A 22,328-nucleotide genomic window follows, 5' to 3' on the forward strand; every position below is an offset into this window, starting at 1 on the left:
CAACGACGAGGCAGGCATGGCGCGCGGAGGAGGTCCCCGCTCCGGCGTCCTACCCCGGCACTCGTCACACCGACACCGCACCGATCGGCAGCGGTGCATCCGGAGACGCGATGGCGGATGTATCGGGTACCGGTTCGTCCAGCGGCCACGAAGGCACCGCCCCCACCGGGCAGGGCCGGGCGGCTCGGCGGCGGCAGCTGGCGCGTTGGAAGAAGAACAAGCGTCGGGCCGTGGCCGCAACGGCCGTTGCCATCGTCGGTGGCGGTCTGACCGTTGCTGCTCTGCCGACCACCAGGCCTTCCACCAGCCACACACACGCGGCCTCACCGCCGGAGCCGGTGATCGCGGCCACTCCCAGGACAGCGACCACCGACTCGGCGGAGCAACCGGACACCCCGGTTTCGCGGCATCCCAGCACTCGTCCGCCCACGACGGCCGGCCGGCAGCGGAGCACCACCGCCGCCACGCCTGTCACCGCGACGACGAACGGGCAGCCGAAGTCCGCCGCCACGGGCCCGGACACCGCGACTCCGAGGGCAACGCCGCACACCACAACGGAGCCGGCCAGGGCGACGCAGGTTGGCAACGCGGACGCCCCAGCCTCGGCCCCAGCCCCGGGAACGACCGCGCCCGCTGCCGCCGAAGACCCCGGCGCCGGCACACCGGCTCTGAACCTTCTGCCGACAACGTCGGCGGGCGATCCGACGGCACCGACGCACGTGTGTCTGATCGGCGTGTGCATCGGCTGAGGAAAGAGCCGTCGCCGAGGCGGCAGGGTCGGTATGGCGGGAGCAGGAGCTGTCGGCTCCTGCTCCCGCCCTTGCTGCTGTCAGTTCTGCGGTGCGACCTCGGCCAGTTGGAGGTAGGGGTTGCCGAAGTTGTCGGTGCCGGGCCGGGTTGCCAGGAGGCCGACCACTACGCCGGGAAGGCCCTGGAATCAGTGTCGGTGGACCGCCCCGCCCCTCTCCGTTCGGGCGGAACCTGAGAGGGGCGGTGCGGCCTGACCGGTCTGCCCGCTCCATTCGCGGGCAGACCGTGCCGTCCTCTGGGGGAGTAGGACGGCGCTCTGGGGTCACTCCTGGTACGTCGGATCACGAGCCGCGGGGTTGTGGCAGCGAAGCGAAGCCGTCGCTCGGTCACCTCTGCTTCGCGGTCGCCGGACCACATCGACCGAGCGTCGCGTCATATCCTCAGCCACCCGACCACTCCTCCACAGCGGCCATCGGAACGGTCGTTGGGGCGGACAGAGCCGCACGAAAGGGCGGCCGCCCGTCCGTTGTCAGCGACCGGGCCCTGCTTTCGCAGTCGCCGTACGACGGGGTCGCCCGGCCTCGGTGGGTTCCTACGGCGGGAGTTGCTCGGCACCGGAAGAATTTTGGCGTTCTCCCGTCATAGTGCGGCCCTTGGTCCCTCTGTATAGGCGTGGATACGAACCGTCATGCACTCCAGCGAGCAGAGAAGGATGCCGACGCGCGCAGGCCTGAGGCGGTCGGTCCCGGAGGCCACCTCGTCGGTGATGCGCCCGACCACCGCGCCACCGGCCGGGAGCCGGCCGAAGGGTCCGCAGCCGACGTCGGGCTGCGATTACTGGGGATGGCGCTGCGCCTGATTCAGGATGCCGACGAAGCCGACGAGGACACCAGAATGCTCGGCGAGAACCTGGCCGCTTCGGCCCGCGGGTGTCCCACGCTGGACGCCGAAACAATCCACTCGCGGGCCCGGGCGTTCCTCGCGCTGCTCGAGGCCCACGAGCAGCCGACGACCATCGAACCCGGCGCCCGCCGGATCAGGCACCGCGCGAGCGCGGCGAACGTCACCGCGTCTTCGAGCCGCGTGCCGGTCGCTGTCCCCAACCTCGACGAGGATCGCCGCCAAAGCGCGCGTCGCGCGGCCGCGCCGGGCCCCACTGGCACATCACCAGCCGCCGAACCGACCGGCTCGATCAACTCGACCGGACCGACCGGACCGACCGGCTCCATCAGCTCGATCAGCCAGCGACGGCCGGCACTCGCGTCCGTGCGCCGCGCCGAGCGCACGCCCCGTTTGGCGATCTGGTGCTTCGGCGGATTCCGGATGACCATCGGTGACCGGATCGTCGACTGTATGAAGATCCGCCCGCGAGCCCGCGCCGCAATGCGTCTGCTCACCATGCGTGCGGGCCGTCCGGTACACAGGGAGGCCCTGATCGAGGCCCTCTGGCCGGAGGCGCCTACCGAGTCGGCCACGGCCAACCTGCAGGTGGCCATATCCAGCCTCCGTGGCCTCCTGGAACCGGACCGCATACGCCGCAGACCCCAACTGGTGGTCCGCACCGGCGACGCCTACCTGCTCAATCTGCCGGCCGACGCCTACCTCGACACCCTCGCCTTCCAGACCGCACTGACCCAGAGCCGGCGGGCGAGGGCGGTCGGGGACACCACCACGGCCGTGGGGGGCCTGCGGGACGCGCTCGCCGAGTACAGCGGCGAACTGCTGCCCGAGGACGGCCCCGCCGAGTGGCTTCAGCAGGACCGGGAAATGTACCGGCATCAGGCGGCCAACGCCGCCGCAGAACTGGCCGCCGCGGAACTCGCCGCCGGCAACCCTCGGGAAGCGGTGGTGGCAGCAGAGAAGTGCCTCGTCATCGACGCCTTCCACGACACAGGGTGGCAACTGCTGGTGCGGGCCCACCAGCGCATCGGCGCACCCGCCGCCGCCGAGCGGGCCCGGCGCCGCTACACCGCCATGCTCGCCTCACTCGGCATCGACACCGACGAACCCACCCTTCCCGATGACTGTTGACGGCATGCGGCCGCGGCCGGCCTTGCCCAGCTGCCGGGTGTCGCCGCGACTTCGGCGTGGCGCCCTACGCCCTGACGACCTTGACGCTGTCGATCTGCGGCCCGCACTGGCTGTTCGGGTCGGTGGTGCTGGCCAGGCGCAGCGTGGTCCGGTCACCGGTCGCGGTGAACCGGACGGTCTCCAGCCGCCACCCCATGGCGGAGTTGGAATGCCCGGTGGTGTCGAACGAGAAGTCCCGCGTGACCGCGCCGACCTTGAGCGTCATGGTCTTGACCACCGGTGTGCACGTGGGGTTGCCGGCGAGGTGGAAGCTGAGCGCGTACTTCTGGCCGGTGGTGGTGTGAAAGGTCTGAGCGATCGCCCCGTTGGTGGGAGCGGGCAGATCGCCGTTCAGGTCGATGGACTGGCTGCCGTCCGCTGCCTGCGAGTAGTTCGACCGGACCAGATTTACGGAGCTCTGGGCGACCCGCCATCGCCCGATGGAGTCACCGGCGTGGTAGACGGTCAGCGGGGCGCCTGCGGACGGCGACTCGAAGCTGCCGTTGGCCAGCAACGTACTGGGAGCCGGGCTCGGGACCGGGCTCGGCGCCGGGCTCGGCACCGGGCTCGGCACCGGACTGGGGCGGCTGCTCGGGGCACTGGGGTGCTTGGTGGGGGAAGTCGAGGCGGTCACGTCGGGGCGTGACGGGTTGGAGCTGCCCACGGAGGTGTCCGGCGCCCCGCTCGGACCCGGCCGCACCGGATGATCGTTCGGCGCGGACTCCACCGGCGAGGGAGACGTGGGGCCGGGCGGCACCGGCTCCGGTAATGCAGGCGCGGACGTGGCGACTGGCTCTCTGCTGTCCGTGCTGGGGCGCGAGGCTGGTCCCGCAGACAGGAACAGCGAGGAAGCCATCGCGAAAAGGGCAAGGCCGGCAGCGACCGAGATGGCAGCGACAACGGCGCCCTGCCCAGCACCTTCGCCGCCTCGCGGCCTCAACTGGAGCCCGCCGTCAACGTGTTGATCGATCGGCTGCCCCGTTCCGTCCGACGTTCCGTCCGTCGTTGCGTCCGACGTTCCGTCCGACGGTGCCGCGGCCAGCGAGGTGAAGTACCCCGCAAACGCCGGTCCCAGGATCATGGGTGCCAGGATGCCGCGCAGGCTGCTGGAGACCTCCCGAAGTTCCAGCAGCAGTCGGGCACAGCGGTCGCACCCCTTGAGGTGCTCCTCGACGCGGCGTCGATCCCGCGCCCCCAGGGAGCCACGCACATAGGCCCCCAATTTCGAGGCGTACTTGCGGCACTCCCGCTCCATCTCCTGCTCGGACAGGTGCGCCTGCAGGTACTCCTTACGCAGTCCTTCGCGGGCCCGGAGGGCCAGTGCGGCGGCGGCATTGGCGGACAGCCCCAGCCGTGGCGCCACCTGTGCGGGGCTTTCCCCCTCCACCTCGGTGTGCCACAGCACGGCCTGCCAGCGCTCGGGCAGGGCGGCGAACGCGCGCCCGACCAGCGAAGCCTCCAGTTCGGCCAGCACCGGGTCCTCGAAGGGGAGCAGCGGCGCGTAGATCTCCATCTCCGGCGTGGGCGTGGCCCGCTTTCCCCGCGCCGCGTCGCTGGCGGCGATCCGGCGCACCACGGTCAGCACATACGGCCGGAACGCCTGCCGTGGGCCGCCACCTGCGCGGATCGCACCAAGCACCTGGGTGAAACCCTCGGAGGCTATGTCCTCCGCATCCGCCTGGCTGTTCGCGTAGAGACGCGCCAGCCGACAGGCTGACTCGAAGTGCCGCTCGTAGAGAACGACGAAGGACGCATCGTCCCCGCCCCGAGCACGCACGATGAGTTGGGCGTCGGGCTGTTCCGTCGGTGCGCCGGCCCTCGACTCACCAGGGTCCCCGGGCCCCGGGCTCGGATTCCCTGTCATTGCCGCCAACTCCCTAACCCCGCCACCCGCGTTCACCCCGTCGCACGCTCTGGCCTCAGCAACTGTCCGGCACTTGGGGAAACACTAGCCACTGCGCGCAGCGGCGTTTTGACGTCCGGGGAATCGCCGCCATGGACTGTCCACAGCGGTTCCCGGACGACGGCGGAGCCAACCCGAACACAACCGCGGCTTTCCCCAGGTCGGCGCGGCAGGTCCTCGTACGCGCGGCCGTCAGATCAGGCCCTGACGCATGGCGTAGGCGACGGCATGACAACGGTTGCGGAGTTGAAAGCGATTCTGGATGTCGTGGAGGACCTGCTTCACCGTACGCGGCGAGTAGGCGAGCCTGGTCGCGATCTCGGCGGTGTCGAACCCCTCGGCGACCAGCCGCAGCACCCCGGCCTCCCGCTCCGTGAGGCTGCTGAAGGTCAGCCCGCGTGGCCCCAGTACCTGACGCTGCACGCGGCCGACCTGGTCGAGCAGCCGGCCCAACAGATCCGGTGGTACGGCCCCCTCCCCCGCCGCGGCCGACCGGATCACCGTGACCAGCCGTTCGGGGGTGGCCTCGCCGCGCCGGACCACCCCGACCACCCCGCTCTCCGCCACAGACACCAGGTCGGACTCATCGATGTCCGTGGTGACCATCACCAGTCGGGCACCGCTCGATTGTGAAACCGATCGAAGGACTCGGAGACTGTGGTCGGTCACCGCACCCGTGACGACCAGGGCGACCTGCGCCTGGTTCATGTCCGTGTCGGCAAGGACCTGCACCTCTGGCCGCGGTCTGAGTGCTCCAGCGACTCCGACCTGCGAAATCGGGTCATCCGCGCGGATGCACACGGGAATGCGCTCCATCCATGCTCCTCAACGCACACATCGGCGCCGTCGATGTGCGGCGTCGCGTGACACAAGCGTCCGGAGCACGCTGGCCCACCACTCAACGTGGACTTAACACGCGGGTGCGACGGCGGTTTCCGTCAGAAGCCCACACGGACAGCGGCGGCGGGCGCGGTCACCCGACCCGGGTGCCGCTGCGGGCGGTGATGTGGGGCGGCGCGGTGATGCCCTCCTTGAGCGCCGGATCGGGTTCCGGCCGGCCGAAGGAGGTCACCATGGGCAGGACGCCGGCCCATATCCCGAGTTCGGCGTCGGGTCCGTCACCGTCGTCGGGGCCACCGGTGCGGATCTTGACGGAGGCTTCCTCCAGCGACAGGGCGAGAAGGGCGGTGGCCGCCAGTTCCTTGCGGTTGGGCCGACGTGCGTACTCCCACTGGCCAGGAGTGGCGTGCCGGGTCAGACAGCGCAGACCGGCGAGCTTCTCCTCGCGGTCGGTGACGAGGCGGGGCGTGCCGTAGATCATCGCGCTGCGGTAGTTGACGCCGTGCTCGAACACCGACCGGGCGAGGACAAGGCCGTCCACGTGCGTGACCGTGACGCACATCGTGGCGTTCGGCGAGGCGACGAGGCTCCTGCTGGCGGCCGAGCCATGGAAGTACAGGCTTTGCCCGTCGGTTCCGTAGACGGTCGGGACGACCATGGGATGCCCGTCGACGACCACACCGAGGTGGCACATGAAGCCGGCATCCAGGATCGCGTTGAGGGCTGCGCGGTCGAGGCTTCCCTGCTCCCGCAGCCGGCGGTGACGCGTGCGATCGGTCGCGGGCAGCGTGGGCGGCAGTGGGCTCTGGTTCACGTGACCTCTTCCAAGTCGCGCATGGGCATGCCGGAGGGCGGTCGGCCTCGACCACTCCAGGCTACCGATATCGCAGCAGTAGCGCCATCAGTCCGCGAAATCAGTCATTGCAATGACGATATTCAACTGAATCCATTGCGAACCCGGCTTCCGGCAGCTGCTGACCAGGTGGTCGACGTATCCCTCCGCCTCTCCGGTCCAGTACGGGACGGGTCGCCGGCCGGAAGATCCTGGTACTCGCAGGGCGACCCTCCGCGACCGCGGACCCGCCACAATGAGGTCATGAGCGACGCCGAACTGGGCAGCTGCCTGCGCGCCTGGCGCGACCGTCTGGCACCCGCCGAAGTCGGCCTGCCGACCGGCCCGCGGCGGCGCGCGCCCGGGCTGCGGCGCCAGGAACTCGCCACCCTGGCCGGACTCTCGGTCGAGTACCTGGCCCGGATCGAACAGGGCCGCGCGGGACGGCCGTCGACCTCGGTCCTTCGGCCCCTGGCACGTGCCCTGCGGCTGACCGAGGAGGAACGCGACCACCTCTACCGGCTGGCGGGACACTCGTCGCCCGCGCCCGGGGTCGCGTCCGCGCACGTCACGCCAGGGCTGCAGCGGATCATCGACCGGCTGAACGATGCCGCGGTGCTGGCCGTCGACCGCGCCTGGAACGTCGTCCTGGCCAACCCGCTGGCGATCACACTCCTCGGCGACGACGCGACGGGCGAGGACGGCGAGCGCAACGTCCTGCGCCGGCACTTCACCGGGCGGCCCTCGCGGGTGATCCGTACACCCGCTGAAGCCGGGGACTTCGAGGAGTACGCCGTCGCCGACCTGCGCGCAAGCCTCGGGCGATTTCCCGCCGACCCCTGCCTGCTGGGGCTCGTCGGCGAACTGCAGTCGGTCAGCCCCCGCTTCACGGAACTCTGGGCGCGGACCGACGTCGCCGCGAGCACGTCGCAGCTCAAGAGAGTCGAGCACCCCGAGGTGGGGCGGCTGACGCTCAACTGCGACGTACTGGAGGCCACGGGCTCGGCACTCCGCCTGGTCGTCTACACCGCCGCGCCGGGCACACCCGACCACCAGGCCTTGGCACTTCTGTGCGCCGTCGGCCCGCAGACCTTCGGGTGACACCGATGGGAAGGTGCTTGCCCGCATGCGTCTTGGGTCAGTCGGCGAAGTGCGCCGGCGGCTGATCACCCACTATTCACATCGGGTCCGCGGCTTCCCTCGCGCAGGGCCGCCCGCGCGATGTTGCGGGCCATGCCTCCGAACACCACCGCATGGCACGGCCACACGCTCCACCAGTAGACATGCCCGAGCAGACCGTGCGGGTGGAACAGCGCCCGCTGCCGGTAGCGGGCCCGGCCCTGCTCGTCCGGGTCGGAGTACATCTCCAGCCAGGCCAGCCCCGGCAGGCGCATCTCGGCACGCAACCGCAGCAGTCGGCCCGGTTCGATCTCCTCCACGCGCCAGAAGTCCAGCGAGTCCCCCACCCGTAGCCGTGCGGGGTCCCTGCGGCCACGGCGGAGGCCGACGCCTCCGACCAGCCGGTCGAGCCAGCCTCGTACCGCCCAGGCGAGGGGGAAGGAGTACCAGCCGTTGTCACCGCCGATCCCCTCGATGACCTGCCACAGTGCCTTCGGTGAGGCGTCGACGGCGAGCGCGCGGCGGTCGACGTAGAGGCTGCCCCCGGCCCAGTCCGGGTCCGAGGGCAGGGGGTCGCTCGGAGCGCCGGGCAGCGCGGCGGAGGACCAGCGGGTGGTGACCCGAGCGTCGCGTACGCGCTGCAGGGCCAGGACGAGTGCCTGGTCGAAGCCGATCGGTGCACCAGGCGGATCGGGTACGTACTGGGCGATCTCGTGCTCGTGGCAGACGACCTCGTGGCGCAGCGACTCGGCCAGTGGCCGGGCGAGGGAGGCGGGTACGGGAGTGATCAGGCCGATCCACAGGCCGGAGAGACGGGGCGTCAGCATCGGTACGCGCACGATGAAGCGGCGGGGCAGGCGGGTCACCACCGCGTACCGCCGCATCATCTGCTCGTAGGTCACGACGTCGGGCCCGCCGACGTCGAACGCACGGTTTACCTCGGCGGGCATCCGGGCACTGCCCACCAGATACCGCAGCACGTCCCGGACGGCGATCGGCTGGATGCGCGTGCCGACCCAGCTCGGGGTGACCATCACCGGCAGCCGCTCGGTGAGGTAGCGCAGCATCTCGAAGGACGCCGAACCGGAGCCGATGATGACCGCGGCGCGGAGCACGGTCGCCGGCACAGCCGAGCGGAGGAAAATCTCGCCCACCTCGGCGCGGGACCGCAGATGGGGTGACAGTTCGCGTTCCGGCACATCGGCCGGGGTCAGCCCGCCCAGGTAGACGATGCGCCGGACGCCCGCGGCGCGGGCCCGCTCGGCGAACACCTGGGCGGCCTTCCGGTCGGTTTCCTCGAAGTCGTGTCCGGCCCGCAGGGCATGCACAAGGTAATAGGCGACATCGATACCGCGCAGCGCGTCGCCGACCGAATCCGGATCGGTCACATCACCGCGTATTACCTCGGCGCGTCCCGCCCAGGGGTGGTCGCGCAGCTTGTCCGGAGACCGGGCCATGCACCGTACGCGGTGCCCGGCGTCCAGCAATTCGGGCACCAGCCGGCCTCCGATGTACCCCGTCGCGCCGGTCACCAGACAGTGCAGGCTCCGCGTGTCCCGGCCGCTCATGGAACCTCCGATCCGCGGGGGTACCCCACATGCCACTCTCGCGCCTGTCGACGGATTCCGCTCACGGGGCCGACCCCGTATGCGGTGCCGCCAATCCCTGGGCACGGTTCATCCGTATGCACTGCTGCACGGAACTTCCACGGAGGGCTGAGCCATGAGAAGGACACCCACTCGCAAGCGCGTGGTGCTGGGACTGGCAGCCGGAGCACTGGCGGGCGGCGTGCTCGCGGGCTGTGGGGGCGGAAACGGGGGTGGTGGCTCGACGACTTCCACGCCCCCGGCGAAGAGCGCCGCAACGGGAGTGACACAGGTGAACGCGAACCTGACGGACTTCCACATCGCGCTGTCACAGAAGACATTCAAGCCGGGCGCGTACAGCTTCGTCGCCAAGAACAACGGCCAGCACAACCACGCCCTCGAGGTCGAAGGCCCCGCCGGAGAGCACCGCACCCAGACCCTCGCTCCCGGAGCCTCCGCAACGCTCAAGGTGACCCTGAAGTCCGGCACCTACGAGATCTACTGCCCTGTGGACGATCACAAGGACCTGGGCATGAAGACGGAGATCACCGTGGGCGGCAGTGCGCCCACGAACACGACCCCGCCGAACAGCAATGGCTACTGAGCATGCGGGCGCAGCGCCGGGCTGCGGGACCAGCGTGAATCCCAGGATTCACCCGTCGGCGCCACGGCGCCTCGGCCCGCTCCGGATGCGAAGGCCCCAGATCACCGCGACGATCGGCAGGTGGGCACGAGTGTGCTGAGACTCCGACGAGAGGTGAAGAGCCATGAGGATGTTGCTGATCGCCGAGATGGACACCGAGAAGGCGAACAAGGCGATCACGGGCAACACGTTGCCCCAGACCATGAAGTCGGTGCTGGACCGCGTCAAGCCGGAGGCTGCGTACTTCGGGGCACAGGACGGGAAGCGCACCGGGTTCATCGTCTTCGACCTGAAGGAGGCGGCCGACATCCCCTCCATCGCCGAACCGTTCTTCCAGGAGCTCGGTGCCAAGGTGACCTTCATGCCGGTGATGAACTTCGACGATGTCCAGGCCGGTCTGCAGAAGTACGGATCGAGCTGAAGGCACTGCAGCAGCCCGCCCGGGGACGGGTACAGCCGGTACGGCTCCCATGAACTGTCGCCGTTCACCACAGCCCACCGAGCCCACCACTCATTGAACTCGACGAGGTCGAGGCAGCCGCGTGTGCCGTCGGGCAGCAACAGGTCGAGGTAGCCGTCGAAGGCGCCGTACCCGAACCGCTCCACCAGCTGCTTGTAGTCACCTGGCAGGCGGTCCCGAGCCGTTCCTCGACCGACGTCCAGTCGACCGCACACGCCCGGTCCGCCGCCCATCCCGTGACGGCGACGACCCGCTCCACCCAAGAGGTGCCCTCCGGCCACCCGTCGGGCGGCGGTACGGACCGCTCCTTTGTGTCCCCCAGGATCAGGGAGTGAGCGGCCCTGAGCAGTTCCTGATCGTCCACGACCGGACAGTGAAACACGGACCACGGACCACGGACCACGAGGCCCGCGGCGGCTGCGTGCCGGCTGTTACGGAACTGTCTTCTTTCCCCGTGCAACTACTGCGCCCCCTGCGCCGTCTACCAGGCGGAACTCGCACCATGCCGCGCCGCGCACAAGGAGTCGACAGCCGTGGGGGACATACGCCGACGAGGAGTCGTCGCACTCGGGATCACCGCGCTGGTGGTCCCGCTCACTCTGGCCATGGGGAGCACGGCCGCTCAGGCAGCCTCGTGCACCACGCAGACCGGGGCGTACCAGAAGCAGGTCGAGAAGTTCCTCGGCCGCCCGGTGGACGGAAAGCAGTCGGCCGCCGACTGCAAGGCGATCCAGGCCTTCCAGACGAAGCACTCGATCAGCCCGAACGCCGGGCTGGCGGGCCCCGTCACCTGGGGCGTCATGGATCTCATGAACAAGCAGAAGGCCGTCGGGAAGAACCCGAACAAGGCCGGCAAGTGCCCGACGAACAAGGGCCGCATCGCCTGCGTCGACCTGACGCTCCAGCTCAGCTGGATCCAGGACGGCAGCAAGCTGGTGTACGGACCGGTCGCGGTCCGCACCGGTCGTGTCGGGCACGAGACCCGCACCGGCCTGAAGAAGATCTACTGGCGCGACATCGACCATGTGTCCAGCCTGTACAACGTACCGATGCCGTACAGCCAGTTCTTCGACGGCGGCCAGGCCTTCCACTCGGTCGGCATCAGTGTCTGGGCGCCGCCCGGCTCGCACGGGTGCGTGAACATGACCAAGGGCGACGCCGCCAAGTACTGGAGCCTGCTCCGCAACGGCGACGACGTCTTCGTCTACGGCCGCAAGCCCGGCACCTGAGACACCCCACGGCCCCGCAGGGCCATGCGGCACTGCCCGGAAGCGGCCCGGACCGACGGTCTCGGTCGCTTCCGGGCAGTGCCGCACCCCCATCCCGACCAGGGCGCCCGGCGGCGGCGCCCCGACCGGAGCCGGGCAGCCGAACCCACCGGTGCAGTCAGTGCGAGATCCTCCAAGCACGACCGCCGACGGAGTCCGCCTTCCCGAGCCGTCATCCGTACCGAGAATTCCGGGGTCCGCTGGCTACGCTCGCCGCATGGCGCGCACCCGGCTGTACCGCAACGGCACCCTGGTCCTGGAGAACTTTCCCGCCGACGACATCTCCGAGCACCTCGCCGATCCGTCGTCGGTGCTGTGGCTGGACCTGTACCGGCCAGGGCAGGACGAATTCGCCATGGTCGGCGATGAGTTCGGGATCCATGAACTGGCCCTGGAAGACGCCGCGCACCAGGCGCAGCGGCCGAAACTCGACCGCTACCCCACCCACGAGTTCCTCAGTGCCCACGCGGTCTCGATCGCCCCGGACAGCGCCGACCTGTCCACCAGCGAGATCTCTGTGTTCCTCACCGGCCAGGCGATGATCACCATCCGCCATGACGACGGCTTCCCCATCGACGAGGTCGTCGCCCGCTGGGACCGGAGCCCGGGCCTGTCCGGGCACGGGGTCGGATTCCTGCTGCACGGCTTGCTGGATCAGGTGGTCGACGGTCACTTCGCCGCGGCACAGCAACTCGACGACCGGATCGAGGAGTTGGAGGACCTGCTCTTCACCGAAGGGCGTCACCAGATCCGGACCGTGCACCGTCGCCTGTACGCCCTGCGTAAATCCCTCGTGCGGTTGCGCCGCGTGGTGATTCCCATGCGCGAGGTGGTCAACTCGCTCATGCGCCCCGGCCTGGTCACCGACCCTCTTGTGCCCTACTTCCAGGACGTCTACGACCACGTGCTGCGCGCCATCGAATGGACCGAGTCCGTGCGGGACATGGTGGCCTCGGCGATGGAGACGAATCTGTCGGTCCAGTCCAATCGAATGAATCTGATCATGAAGAAGGTGACCAGCTGGGCCGCGATCATCGCCGTGCCCACTGCCATCACCGGCTTCTACGGTCAGAACCTTCCTTACCCGGGCTTCGCCGAGCAGACGGGATTCATTACCTCCACCACCGCCATCGTGATCGTCTCCGCGCTGCTCTATCTCGTCTTCAAGCGCAAGGACTGGCTCTGACCGGCAGGTCTCAGCCGCCCCTGCTTCTGCGCCTGACTGCCCGCAGCCTCGGCACCCCCGGACGTCATCGTGGCGCCGTGACGGGGCCGTACTCGGTGAGCAGCAGCGCGATGTCGTCGGCGCGGTATGTGGAGATGCGTGCGTCGTGCAGGAGCCGGTCGGCGAGTTCGTCGACCGAGTCCGCACGGGCGTGGGCCAGGGATGCCCGTAGCCGGTCGATACCCACGTCGATATCGGTGCCGCGCTCCTCGACCAGGCCGTCCGTGTAGAGGGCGAGGACAGAGCCCGGCGGGAGGTCGATCCAGGTTCCTTCATAGGTGCTCGCGCGATCCACGCCGAGGAGTGGGCCAGCGTCCAGGGCAAGGACGTCGGTCGTCCCGTCGGGACGGCGGAGCAGTGGCGGAAGATGGCCGGCGCTGACCGCGTACGCGCGGTGGCCGGAGGGCTCGAGGCGGATGTAGCAGCAGCTGGCGAGCAGTCCGGCGTCGAGGTCGATGAGGGTCCGGTTGGCGCCCGCCACCACGTCGCCGGGCGAATGGCCCACCGCCGCGAAGGCCCGTACGGCGCTGCGCAGCTGAGCCATGGTGGCCGCAGCGGCGATGCTGTGTCCCTCGACGTCCCCGATGACGAGAGACACTCCGCTGCCGGTGGGGATGATGTCGTACCAGTCGCCGCCGATGTCCATTCCGCTGGTGCCGGGCAGGTAGCGGGCGGCGGCGTGGACGCCGGGGACCACCGGCAGACGGTGCGGCAGAAGCGCCTGCTGCAGGCCGCGCGCGAGGGCGAACTCCGAGTCGTAGAGCCGCGCCCGTTCCAGGGCCTGGGCGATCAGCCCGGCGAGCGCGGTGAGAACACCTCGGTCCTTCGCCGTGAACGGATGGGCGTCGTCGAAGCCGAGAACGCAGGTGCCGACGGGGCGGCTGGAGGCGATCAGCGGCAGATACGCCCAGGAGCTCAACCCGCCCGCGGGGATTCCCGGATATCCCTGGGAGAGGTCCTGCTGCGACTCGATGAAGAGTGGGGCCCCCGAGGTCAGGGTCTCCGTACCGGGCAGGCGGGCGTGCAGCGGCTCCCCCTCCAGCCAGTCGAGGAAGTCCTCACGGTGGCCGGTGTGGAAGAGCAGGTGCATCGTTCCCTCGCGGACCACGTAGATCGCCAGCTGCTGGCCGCCGAAGGCCGGGAGAAGCTGGTCGGCGACGACGTCGCAGACTTCGCGGGCGGTGACCGCCTCGGTCAGTGCGCTGCCCAGCTGCAGGACGTGGTACATCACGCCCAGGCGCGCCGGTGTGGCGGCGGGCGCCGTCGGAGCCCAGGCGGCGGATGCCGTCGCGGCCGATCCGACTGGTGCCGTCGCGCTCGATCCGGCGAATGCCGTCGCGGCTGATGGTGCTGTCGCGGCGGGTGCCGTCGCGGCCAAGGGCGGACGACCAGCGGGGACGACCCGGCCGGTCACCCCGTCCGCCTCCGGGTAGAGGGAGAAGGAGAGCCACTGGTCGGGCGGGCGGCGGGCAAGGAAGGAGAGCGGCTCCTGCGAGATCATCGCGGACCGGTGCCGGTACTCGAAATCGGGGTCGGACAGCCACGGCAGGACGTCCCAGAGGCACTGTCCCAGCAGCTCGCCGCCGCCTACGTCCAGCAGCTGTTCAAGGCTGGGGTTGGCGTAGGTGACCCGCCCGTCCGGGGCGAGGGAGAACAGCCCGTCCCGCAGCCGCTCGGCCGCGGCGACGGCCGCACTGCCGGCCTGCGCGTCGACGACCGCACCGACCAGGTGGGTGCGCACCCGCGCGTCGTCGACCTCCGGTACGCGGCCCCACAACTCGACGGTGCGGTACCCCTCGCCGTCGCCCCTGAGATCTCGTACGCGCAGGCGTCGCGCGACGATCCGGCCCTCGGCGGCCGCCTCACGGGCCGTGGCCCGGAAGGCAGCGAGGTCGCCGGGGTGCAGACAGGAAGCGAGCGTTTCGGCTCGACCGTCGAAAGCACGGGGGTCCAGACCGAAGATCGCGCAGAGCTCGTCGTCCACGGTGAAGGTGCCGGTGACGAGTTCCCAGTCGAACAAGCCGACGCGTACGGCCGGTGCCGAAGGAGCGGGTATCTCGACGGGAACCGTCTGCGGGTCGCACTCGACGGGATCGCCGGTACGGTCGCGGAGGGCGGCGAGGGAGGTACCGAGCCGGTTGGCGATGGTGCGCACCTGACGGCGCTGGGCTTTGGACAGCCCTTCGCTGCCGGGTGCCGCCGCCCAGACGATCGCCAGCGCCCCGAAGGTCTCCCCACCGCCGCCCACCGGCACGGAGCAGGAGCCGAAGGCATACGGCAGAGCCACCGCGAGCTGGGGAAACCGGCGCATCGTCTCGTCGGCGTCGGCCAGGTGGACCGTGCGGCCCGATCCGTAGGCCGCGGCGACCGGGATGGGGCTGCTCACCGGAATGAGGCGCCAGCCGCCCAGCAGGGAGGGTGGCACCCCGCACGTCGCGGCGAGCACGATCGAACGGCGGTCGCGGGAGCGGAGAAACACGCTCCCGGCGTACGCGCTGGTTCCTCTGACGGCTTTGACGACGGCCGCAGCAAGCAGATCCTCGCGTTCCGCCGTCTCACCGGCGATCATCCCGCCCATATTCCCAGTGTGCGCAGGGTCGGGCTCACCTGGCCCGATATGGCAGCCCGGCGAGACCGGGCCGGACCGTGCGGGACCGAACGCGACCGGGCAGGAGCCGGTCAGGACCGGACCACTGCGGTGTCCGCCCCTCCGGTGGCCGCCCCGGAAAGTTCTCCGAAGAATCCCGGGGAGCCGTCGATCCGGCCATCCCCCGTTCGACGCAGGGATGAGAGGCAGGGAAAGCCCCCGCCCTCCCGACCGAGGAGTCACCATGCCGCGCTATCTCTCACTGATCCGCATCGACGAGCAGAACGCCCCCACCGATGACCCCGGCCCCGAGTTCGATCAGCGCATGGGCGCGCTGTTCGAGGAGATCACCAAGGCCGGGGTCATGCTGGACACGGCCGGGCTCACTCCCACCTCCGAGGGCACCCGGGTCACCTGGTCCGGCGGCAAGTTCCGGTTCACCGACGGGCCCTTCACCGAGAGCAAGGAAGTCATCGGCGGCTACGCCATCCTGCAGGCGAAGGACAAGGCCGAGGCCCTGGAGTGGACCAAGCGGTTCCTGGAGATCCACCCGGAGCACTGGACCGTCACCTCCGAGGTCCGCGAGATCGCCGAGGGCTGATCCGACCGCGCCCCTGACGCCTGCCCGCCGCGCCCTTGTGCGCGCGGCGGGCCGAAGGCGGGACGCGGGCAGGGCGCGGGCATTGCTGCGCTTCGGTGGGCGTCACTCGACGACGGTGCGCGTCACTTCATGACGCTTCGGGACCGGCTCAGTTGGGCCCTTGGGCCCGCAGCGTCTGCCGCTGTATCTGCCGTGAGATGTCCTTCGCGTTGACGATCCCCACCAGCTGTCCCCCGTCCACGACGAGAATGCGCATGCCGGTACCCGGGCGGAGCCCGTCGAGAGCATCACTCAGAAGATCACTCGGAGCGGCGACCGCGCACTGCGACAGCGGGATCGCCACATCGCGCACACGAAGAGCCTCCCGGCGCGCTCCCGGTACCCCTGCCAGCCTGCGTGCCTGGACGATCCCGCTGGGGCGGCCTTCGAAGTCGAGCAGGGGCACGGCGGAATGGCGGGTCTTCACGGCCACCTCGTCGATGAACCGCTGGACGGTCAGCCAATCGGCACCGGTGGTCACCGGACTGGACATCGCTTCGGCCACCCGCACGCCCCGCAGTGCCGTGTGGATCACGGCGCGCTGCCGTTCCGCGCCGGCGACGAGGGTGATGAAGAGGCCGACGAAGACGAGCCACAGCCCGCCCGGCACCCCGCGCAGGAGGGCGATCCAGCCGACGACCATCAGCAGCACGCCCATGACCTGACCGCTTCGGGAAGCCGCCCGGTCCGCGCGGTCGCGGTCTCCGGTGCGCCACCACATCAGCGCCTGCACCACCCTTCCGCCGTCGAGCGGCGAAGCGGGCAGCAGGTTGAATGCCCCGAGGAACAGGTTCGCCCAGCCGAGCCACATCAGTACGGCGGCTGGCACCGCCCAGCCGGTCATCAGGTGCAGCCCGATTCCCGCTCCGAGCGCGGCGCCTCCGACAGCCAGGCTGGTCAGCGGCCCGCTGACCGCCACCGCGAAAGCCACCGCGGCGGACTGCGGTCGACCCATCCGGGTCATCCCGCCCAGCGCCCACAGCGTCACATCCTCTACCGCGATCTTCTTCCTGCGGGCTGTCGCCGCGTGAGCCGTCTCGTGGAGCAGGAGGCTGCCCACGAGCAGCACGGCGCCCACGGCACTGGCGAAGGTGTACACCGCGTCCGAGCGTCCCGGAGTCCATGCGGGGAGGGTCTGGCGGCCGAGACCGTACGCGAACAGGACCACCAGCAGCGGCACGCTCCAGTGCATGCGCAGCGGGACCCCGACTACTTGTCCGACACGGACCGAGCCGTTCATCGTCGTCTCCGGCCGGCTGGAGAACCGGTCCACCGGGCAGGACCTCGCGCCCTGCACTCCGTAAACCGACCAGCACGGCACCCACTGACAATTGTCCCTCGCAAAGCCTCCCGCCGTCGGCCCGAGGCCCAGGTACGTAGAAGCCCCGAGGTCGCTCAACTACGTACAAAGAGGGCACCGGATCTACTCTGGACCTACCGACAGCACTGTGGAGGTGCGTCATGGGGCACAGCCACCACTTCCATCTGGATCAGGGTGACCACTCGATCACCGTGAACGTCGGGCCCGGAAGGCACGGAGAGATCGAGGTCCTGGTCGACGGCAAAGTGGTCGCGGCCCAGAAAGAGCACGGCCGTGGGACGAGCCTGCTGACCGCCGAACTGCCCGAAGAGCCCGTACGCCCGATCCGGGTCCGCATACGCGAGCCGCACCTCGTCCCCTCCAGGCCGCCCAGATGCACGCTGGAGCTGGACGGCGTGGAGCAGCCCATGCCGGAGACGGCGCTCATGCTGTGAGTTCCGGGCCGGCCGTACCCGAGGCTCCGTGCTCTGACGTTCGACGTTCCTGCCGGTCGCCTTGCGCGGGGCCGTCAGCCGCGCCACTCAGGATTCCGCCCGCTGGTACCGAGCACACGGTGGAGGGCGGGCGCGTCGGCTGATACGGGGACGGGCGGGCCGAAGGAGCCATTGGCGCGGGCGCCCTCCGCGAACTGCCCGACCGCGCCGAGCGCGACCTGCGCGGCGTCCTCGCTGATGGCGAATGGCCGCCCGGTGGCGCGGGCCAGGTCCCAGCCGTGCAGGGCGAGTTCCCCCAGGGTGACCGTGGCCGCGAAGCCCGCCGGCATCTCGCCCGGGCCGAACTCGGTGGTGCCCTCGTACGCGCCCGGGTCACCCCATGCTTCCGCGACCCGGTGCGCGGACTCCGCGAGGGACGCCGGCGACGTGCCCGAGGCAGCGGGCTCGTCGGGCTGCGCCTCCTTGCGGGCGGCGCGCGCGGAGGAGGACAGGGTCTCGCCCAGGTGGTCGAGGAGTTCGGCGACAGTGAACTTCTCGCACGGGGTGCGGTCGCCGAGCTGTTCGCTGCGGATGCCGGAGGCAGTGGCCGCGACCGCGTCGGCGCATTCGCGGATGGCGGGGTGCAGCGTGCTGTGCTGGGTGTTCATAACGTCTCTCCCTCGAAATTCGCCGGTACGCCCGGCGGGTTCGGAACGGGGTCAGCCGGTGAAGAAGGGCGCGGGCTTACCCGTCTCGGCGTAGGCCTTGAGCTGTACGAACTTCGTCGCCCAGCCGTAGGTGAAGTCCCGGTAGGCGTCGTCGACGGCCGGGAAGCCGCTGTGGGTGAAGCGCAGGGTGACGTCGCCCTCGGGCCGGGTCAGGACCTCGTAGGTCTGCAGCGTGCCGGTCCAGGGGCCGTTCTCTCCCGCCAGAACGAGCCGCTTGCCGGGTTCCGCCTCGGTGATGCGCAGCCGCCACGGCTCGGGCACGCCCGGGAACTGCAGCTCATGCACACCGTCCACGCCGTTGTCCGCGGTGGCGGTGGTGGTGAACCTGCCCTTGATGCCCTCGGTCGTGGAGATCGCCGCGTACACGGTGTCCGCGTCGGCCTCGATGTGCAGCTGCATCGCGATGTCCGCCATGGCGTCTGCTCCTTTCCCCAATCGCTTTAGTCAAGACTAAAATGACTTGCCACTCGAAGCAAGTTGAAGTGACCGCTAAAATGAAGTCCATGGATGCGGTACGGGCGGTCGCCGAGCCCAGACGGCGCGAGATTCTTCGCCTGGTCTGGGACGCAGAGCTGTCCGCAGGGGAGATCGCCGAACGGTTCGACGTCACCTTCGGCGCGGTCTCCCAGCACCTCAGGGTGCTCAGGGACTCCGGCCTGGTTACGCTGCGCCAGGAGGGCAAGAAGCGCTTCTACCGGGCCGACCGCGAGGGCATGGGCCCGCTGGCCGACTATCTGCAGTCCATGTGGGCCACCAAGCTGGACACACTTGCCGAGCTGGCAGAAGCGGCCGAGGCGGCGGAAGGCGCCAAGAGGTCCGAAGGGACGAACCCGTGAGTGACAAGCCCTTGAGCGACGAGCCTTTGCGTACGGACGCGGTCACGCTGGAGCGGCGCATCGCCGCCCGGCCCGAGACGGTGTTCTCCTTCTTCACCGACCGGGAGAAGTGGCTGTCCTGGATGGGCAGGGACGGCGAGTTCAGCTTCGAGCCCGGCGGCGCCTACCGCACGAACGTCTCCGGTGAGCACGTCGCCGAGGGCCGCTTCGTCGAGATCGACCCGCCCAAGCGCCTGGTGTTCACCTGGGGTTGGGCCGGGGGCGGGATGTCCGTGCCACCCGGCTCGACGACGGTGGAGATCACCCTGGAACCGGTCGCCGACGGCACCCTGCTGCGCCTGGTCCACCGCGATCTGCCCTCCCCCGAGTCCTGCGCCGCGCACAGAGAGGGCTGGCTGCACTACGTGGACCGGCTCGCCACGCTCGCGGCGGGCGGCGACCCGGGGCCCGACGACTGGATGTGACCTGCCCGGCCACGGAGTCGCAGTGCGCGGGTGACGCGTGCCGCCACCGCGGCGTACGCGACGCCGAAGGCGAGAGAGACGGCCAGGGCCAGCCAGCCGGAGAAGGCCTCGATGTGCGGGAAGACCTGCCAGTGGGTCAGGTAGATGTACAGCGAGCCGCTCGCCAGGAGGCCTGCCAGGCGGTTGACCGGGCCGAGGCTCGGCAGACTCGGAACCCACACGAGCAACACGAAGCCGGCCATGATCAACGCCTCGCGCCCCGGCTCGCCGGGGAAGAAGCCGGGGACGGTGACCAGGGCGGCCGCGGTGGCAAGCAGCCGTTGACGCACGGTGCTCGCCTTCGCCGCGGCCCAGCCCAGGGCGAACAGCCACGGCACGACGACCGCCGACGGCAGATGAATCCGTTGGCTCAGGCCGAGCACGTCGTAACGGGTGAGGAGCCCAAGTGCCATGAGGGTCATGGGCAGGCCGAACGGGAAGCGTCGTTCCAGGCGGTCGACGCCCCTCAGGCTCAGAAGAGTGACGACCGCGATCAGGATGCAGACCAGGGCCTCGATGAACCAGTAGGGCGGTACGCGATCGTCGCGCGGGGTGAGGAAACTCTCGAACAGGAAGAGGGTGGGGAGCCCGTAGTTCTCGTTCTCGGTGACGAGGAGCAGCAGGGCGATCCAGGCCATGCTCGGTACGACGATGCGCGCGACGCTGTTCCAGCCGTGGCGGATGCGCTCTCGGCGTTCGGCAGACGTGAGATGAAAGCGCGCCAGGTTGAAGCCCGAGACGGCCAGCAGCAGGTGGGCGCCTCCCTTGATGTGGAAGACATGGATGTGCGAGCCGACGATGAAGACGATCGAGAGGGCACGCAGGGCGATGCTGGTTTCCAGGGTGCGCCGACGGGCGGCGGCACGCTGTCGGGCCTTCGCCGGCGGTGGCTGGAGCAGATCGCGGATCGGCAACGTGTGCCAGTTGGGCGGCAAGTGGCCGAGGGACTGTTCGAGGTTGAGCGACATTTCGACGTACGACAGTGAGTCGCCGCCCAGGCTGACGAAGCTGCTGCCCTCGGTGACGTCCGGCCGGTCGAGGATCTCGGCGTACAGCCGGCACAGTTCCACCGGACCGACGGGCCCCGGCCGCGCGGCAGCCGGCGATGGGGCAGCCGCCTCGGCGCGGCCCTCGACGGGCGTACTGATCAGCGCCCGTACGGCCTGGTAGTCGGGTTTTCCGCTGGCCAGCCGCGGGAGTTCGGGCAGGACGTGGACATGTACGGCCCGTGGCGGCAGACCACAGTCACCCGTCACCAGCCGCCGCACGCGCTTCGCGTCCGCGCTGGTCCGAGTGGATCGGGGGACAGCCACGACGAGTTGGTCGTCGGCGCCGACGCAGTAAGCGGTGACGCCGTGCGCCGCCAGCATCGACTCGATCTGCTGAGGGTCGATCCTGAGGCCGAGGATCTTCGCGAACCGGCTGACGCGGCCGACCACTTCGTACAGGCCGTCCTGCGTGCGCCGTGCGATGTCCCCGGTGTGCAGTTCGTCGATGGCGCGGCCGAGACCGAGGTCCGAAGGGCCGGCGGCGTAGCCGAGCATGATGTTCGGCCCTGCGTAGACGAGTTCGCCGGTGTGCGGCTCGGGCCAGTCGGGATGCGGCCGGAGGCGGAAGGAGCCGCCGGGTATCGGGACGCCGATTGCCCGGGGCCGGGCCGCTGCCCGGTCCGGCGGCAGGTAGGCCATCCGGGCCGTCGCCTCCGTCTGCCCGTACATGACGAAGAGCTCCCAGCCGTCGCGGTCGCCGAGGGCCGCGTACTGGGCGACCCGCTCCGGTGCCAGCCGGCCTCCGGCCTGGGTGACATACCGCAGATGAGGGAGATCCATGGTCGCGAAGCCGACTCGGTCGAGCAGGTCGAAGGTGTACGGAACACCGGCGAACGTTGTGCCGCGGCTCTGGCGGAACAGGTCCCAGAAGCAGGTGTCGGCCACCGAGAGGCCGGTGAGGATCAGTCCGGCACCGCTCAGCAGGTGGCTGTTGATGACGGACAGGCCGTAGCAGTAGTGCATGGGCAGCGTGGTGGCACCCCGGTCGCCGCCGTGGATACCCAGGTACGCGGCGATGGACTCGGCGTTGGCCTGCAGGTTCTCGTGCGAGAGGCGCACCAGCTTCGGGGAGCCCGTGGAGCCGGAGGTGCTCAGGAGCAGTGCGAGGTCCGGGTGCAGGGTGTGGGCGGATACCGCTCGCCTCTCATCGAGCACCCAGTCGCCGTCGCGGTCCGGCCCGGCTACGACGTCGGGGTCGTACGCGGCGGTCAGTGACCGCACGGCTTCGGCGTTGTCGCCCGGGACCAGCAGGAGGGGGTGGCCGGCAGCGAGCGCAGCCAGATAGGTGACGAGCGCGTCGACGGTGTTGGCACCGGCCAGCAGCACCAGACGCCGTTCCCGGCCGAGGCGGTCGGCGGACTCCCCTACCCGGGCGGCGAGTTGTCGGTACGACAGCTCGCCGTCGCGGGTGAGCAGGGCCGTCCGGTCGCCGAATGCCGCGAGGCGGCGGGCGAAGGGGACAGTCTTGGCGTCCGGACGCAGGGCAGGGGTAATGAGCACGGGCGCATCTTAGGCAAGGCTTACCTCATTGGAAAGGCACAGAAATGTCACGAAA

20 protein-coding genes are annotated in these 22,328 nt (G+C 70.0%); 11 read left to right on the forward strand and 9 right to left on the reverse strand.

From position 1 onward, the window contains the following. The first annotated feature begins 110 nt into the window (after positions 1 to 110). Together OG729_RS18665 and OG729_RS18670 are read left to right on the forward strand one after the other, a co-directional pair. Positions 111 to 749: a hypothetical protein gene (locus OG729_RS18665; RefSeq protein ID WP_405807171.1), complete on the forward strand. Its 639-nt coding sequence runs from the start codon at positions 111 to 113 to the stop codon at positions 747 to 749. A gap of 673 nt (positions 750 to 1,422) precedes the next feature. Further along, positions 1,423 to 2,781 (forward strand): BTAD domain-containing putative transcriptional regulator, encoded by a 1,359-nt coding sequence (locus tag OG729_RS18670; protein ID WP_405807172.1) that lies wholly within the window; start codon positions 1,423 to 1,425, stop codon positions 2,779 to 2,781. A 64-nt stretch (positions 2,782 to 2,845) separates the two neighbouring features. Here the strand turns inward: OG729_RS18670 and OG729_RS18675 are convergent, their stop codons facing one another. The 3 genes from OG729_RS18675 to OG729_RS18685 form a co-directional block, all read right to left on the reverse strand. Further along, positions 2,846 to 4,684 (reverse strand): choice-of-anchor C family protein, encoded by a 1,839-nt coding sequence (locus OG729_RS18675; RefSeq protein ID WP_405807173.1) that lies wholly within the window; start codon positions 4,682 to 4,684, stop codon positions 2,846 to 2,848. Positions 4,685 to 4,915: 231 nt separating this feature from the next. Then, a complete protein-coding gene (locus tag OG729_RS18680) occupies positions 4,916 to 5,539 on the reverse strand; it encodes a response regulator transcription factor (protein WP_360877288.1) in 624 nt (207 codons plus the stop codon). Positions 5,540 to 5,696: 157 nt separating this feature from the next. Then, a complete protein-coding gene (locus tag OG729_RS18685) occupies positions 5,697 to 6,377 on the reverse strand; it encodes a pyridoxamine 5'-phosphate oxidase family protein (protein ID WP_405807175.1) in 681 nt (226 codons plus the stop codon). Between the two features lie 282 nt (positions 6,378 to 6,659). Here OG729_RS18685 and OG729_RS18690 point away from each other — a divergent pair, with 282 nt between their 5' ends. Next, positions 6,660 to 7,496, forward strand: coding sequence for a helix-turn-helix transcriptional regulator (locus OG729_RS18690; RefSeq protein ID WP_405807177.1), 837 nt, complete (start codon positions 6,660 to 6,662; stop codon positions 7,494 to 7,496). Between the two features lie 65 nt (positions 7,497 to 7,561). On the opposite strand, the gene OG729_RS18695 is transcribed toward OG729_RS18690, so the two are convergent. Next, entirely contained in the window at positions 7,562 to 9,082 is a 1,521-nt protein-coding gene (locus OG729_RS18695; protein WP_405807178.1) for an SDR family oxidoreductase, read from the reverse strand. Positions 9,083 to 9,236: 154 nt separating this feature from the next. Here OG729_RS18695 and OG729_RS18700 point away from each other — a divergent pair, with 154 nt between their 5' ends. From OG729_RS18700 to OG729_RS18715, 4 genes are all read left to right on the forward strand, one after another. Next, positions 9,237 to 9,704 (forward strand): plastocyanin/azurin family copper-binding protein, encoded by a 468-nt coding sequence (locus tag OG729_RS18700; RefSeq protein ID WP_360877300.1) that lies wholly within the window; start codon positions 9,237 to 9,239, stop codon positions 9,702 to 9,704. 163 nt (positions 9,705 to 9,867) lie between these two features. Then, positions 9,868 to 10,164, forward strand: a complete 297-nt coding sequence (locus tag OG729_RS18705; RefSeq protein WP_360877304.1) for a DUF3303 family protein — start codon at positions 9,868 to 9,870, stop codon at positions 10,162 to 10,164. 572 nt (positions 10,165 to 10,736) lie between these two features. Then, positions 10,737 to 11,432, forward strand: coding sequence for a L,D-transpeptidase (locus tag OG729_RS18710; RefSeq protein WP_405807181.1), 696 nt, complete (start codon positions 10,737 to 10,739; stop codon positions 11,430 to 11,432). Between the two features lie 256 nt (positions 11,433 to 11,688). Next, a complete protein-coding gene (locus OG729_RS18715; RefSeq protein WP_360877311.1) occupies positions 11,689 to 12,657 on the forward strand; it encodes a magnesium transporter CorA family protein in 969 nt (322 codons plus the stop codon). A gap of 64 nt (positions 12,658 to 12,721) precedes the next feature. On the opposite strand, the gene OG729_RS18720 is transcribed toward OG729_RS18715, so the two are convergent. Next, positions 12,722 to 15,274 carry a SpoIIE family protein phosphatase gene (locus tag OG729_RS18720; protein ID WP_405807182.1) on the reverse strand — a complete coding sequence of 851 codons (2,553 nt, stop codon included), beginning with the start codon at positions 15,272 to 15,274 and terminating at the stop codon, positions 12,722 to 12,724. Between the two features lie 253 nt (positions 15,275 to 15,527). On the opposite strand from OG729_RS18720, the gene OG729_RS18725 reads away from it, so the two are divergent. After that, on the forward strand, positions 15,528 to 15,884 hold the full coding sequence (locus tag OG729_RS18725; protein ID WP_360877314.1) for a YciI family protein: 357 nt from the start codon (positions 15,528 to 15,530) through the stop codon (positions 15,882 to 15,884). 148 nt (positions 15,885 to 16,032) lie between these two features. Here the strand turns inward: OG729_RS18725 and OG729_RS18730 are convergent, their stop codons facing one another. After that, positions 16,033 to 17,163, reverse strand: a complete 1,131-nt coding sequence (locus OG729_RS18730; protein ID WP_405811186.1) for a site-2 protease family protein — start codon at positions 17,161 to 17,163, stop codon at positions 16,033 to 16,035. Between the two features lie 221 nt (positions 17,164 to 17,384). Here OG729_RS18730 and OG729_RS18735 point away from each other — a divergent pair, with 221 nt between their 5' ends. Then, positions 17,385 to 17,678, forward strand: a complete 294-nt coding sequence (locus OG729_RS18735; protein ID WP_360877317.1) for a hypothetical protein — start codon at positions 17,385 to 17,387, stop codon at positions 17,676 to 17,678. 74 nt (positions 17,679 to 17,752) lie between these two features. On the opposite strand, the gene OG729_RS18740 is transcribed toward OG729_RS18735, so the two are convergent. Next, positions 17,753 to 18,325: a TIGR03086 family metal-binding protein gene (locus OG729_RS18740; RefSeq protein ID WP_405807184.1), complete on the reverse strand. Its 573-nt coding sequence runs from the start codon at positions 18,323 to 18,325 to the stop codon at positions 17,753 to 17,755. A gap of 51 nt (positions 18,326 to 18,376) precedes the next feature. Further along, a complete protein-coding gene (locus OG729_RS18745; protein ID WP_405807185.1) occupies positions 18,377 to 18,799 on the reverse strand; it encodes an SRPBCC domain-containing protein in 423 nt (140 codons plus the stop codon). Between the two features lie 89 nt (positions 18,800 to 18,888). On the opposite strand from OG729_RS18745, the gene OG729_RS18750 reads away from it, so the two are divergent. Together OG729_RS18750 and OG729_RS18755 are read left to right on the forward strand one after the other, a co-directional pair. Continuing rightward, the gene (locus OG729_RS18750; RefSeq protein WP_360877326.1) at positions 18,889 to 19,221 is read left to right on the forward strand and encodes a metalloregulator ArsR/SmtB family transcription factor; all 333 of its coding nucleotides are present in this window, start codon (positions 18,889 to 18,891) and stop codon (positions 19,219 to 19,221) included. Continuing rightward, entirely contained in the window at positions 19,218 to 19,685 is a 468-nt protein-coding gene (locus tag OG729_RS18755) for an SRPBCC domain-containing protein (protein WP_405807187.1), read from the forward strand. The genes OG729_RS18750 and OG729_RS18755 overlap by 4 nt, the downstream gene beginning before the upstream one ends. Here OG729_RS18755 and OG729_RS18760 read toward each other — a convergent pair. Further along, a complete protein-coding gene (locus OG729_RS18760) occupies positions 19,622 to 22,273 on the reverse strand; it encodes an AMP-binding protein (RefSeq protein ID WP_405807189.1) in 2,652 nt (883 codons plus the stop codon). The two genes, OG729_RS18755 and OG729_RS18760, sit on opposite strands and share 64 nt — an antisense overlap. Between the last annotated feature and the right edge of the window lie 55 nt (positions 22,274 to 22,328).

The organism is Streptomyces sp. NBC_00210 (assembly GCF_045160975.1).
Classification (GTDB): Bacteria; Actinomycetota; Actinomycetes; order Streptomycetales; family Streptomycetaceae; genus Streptomyces.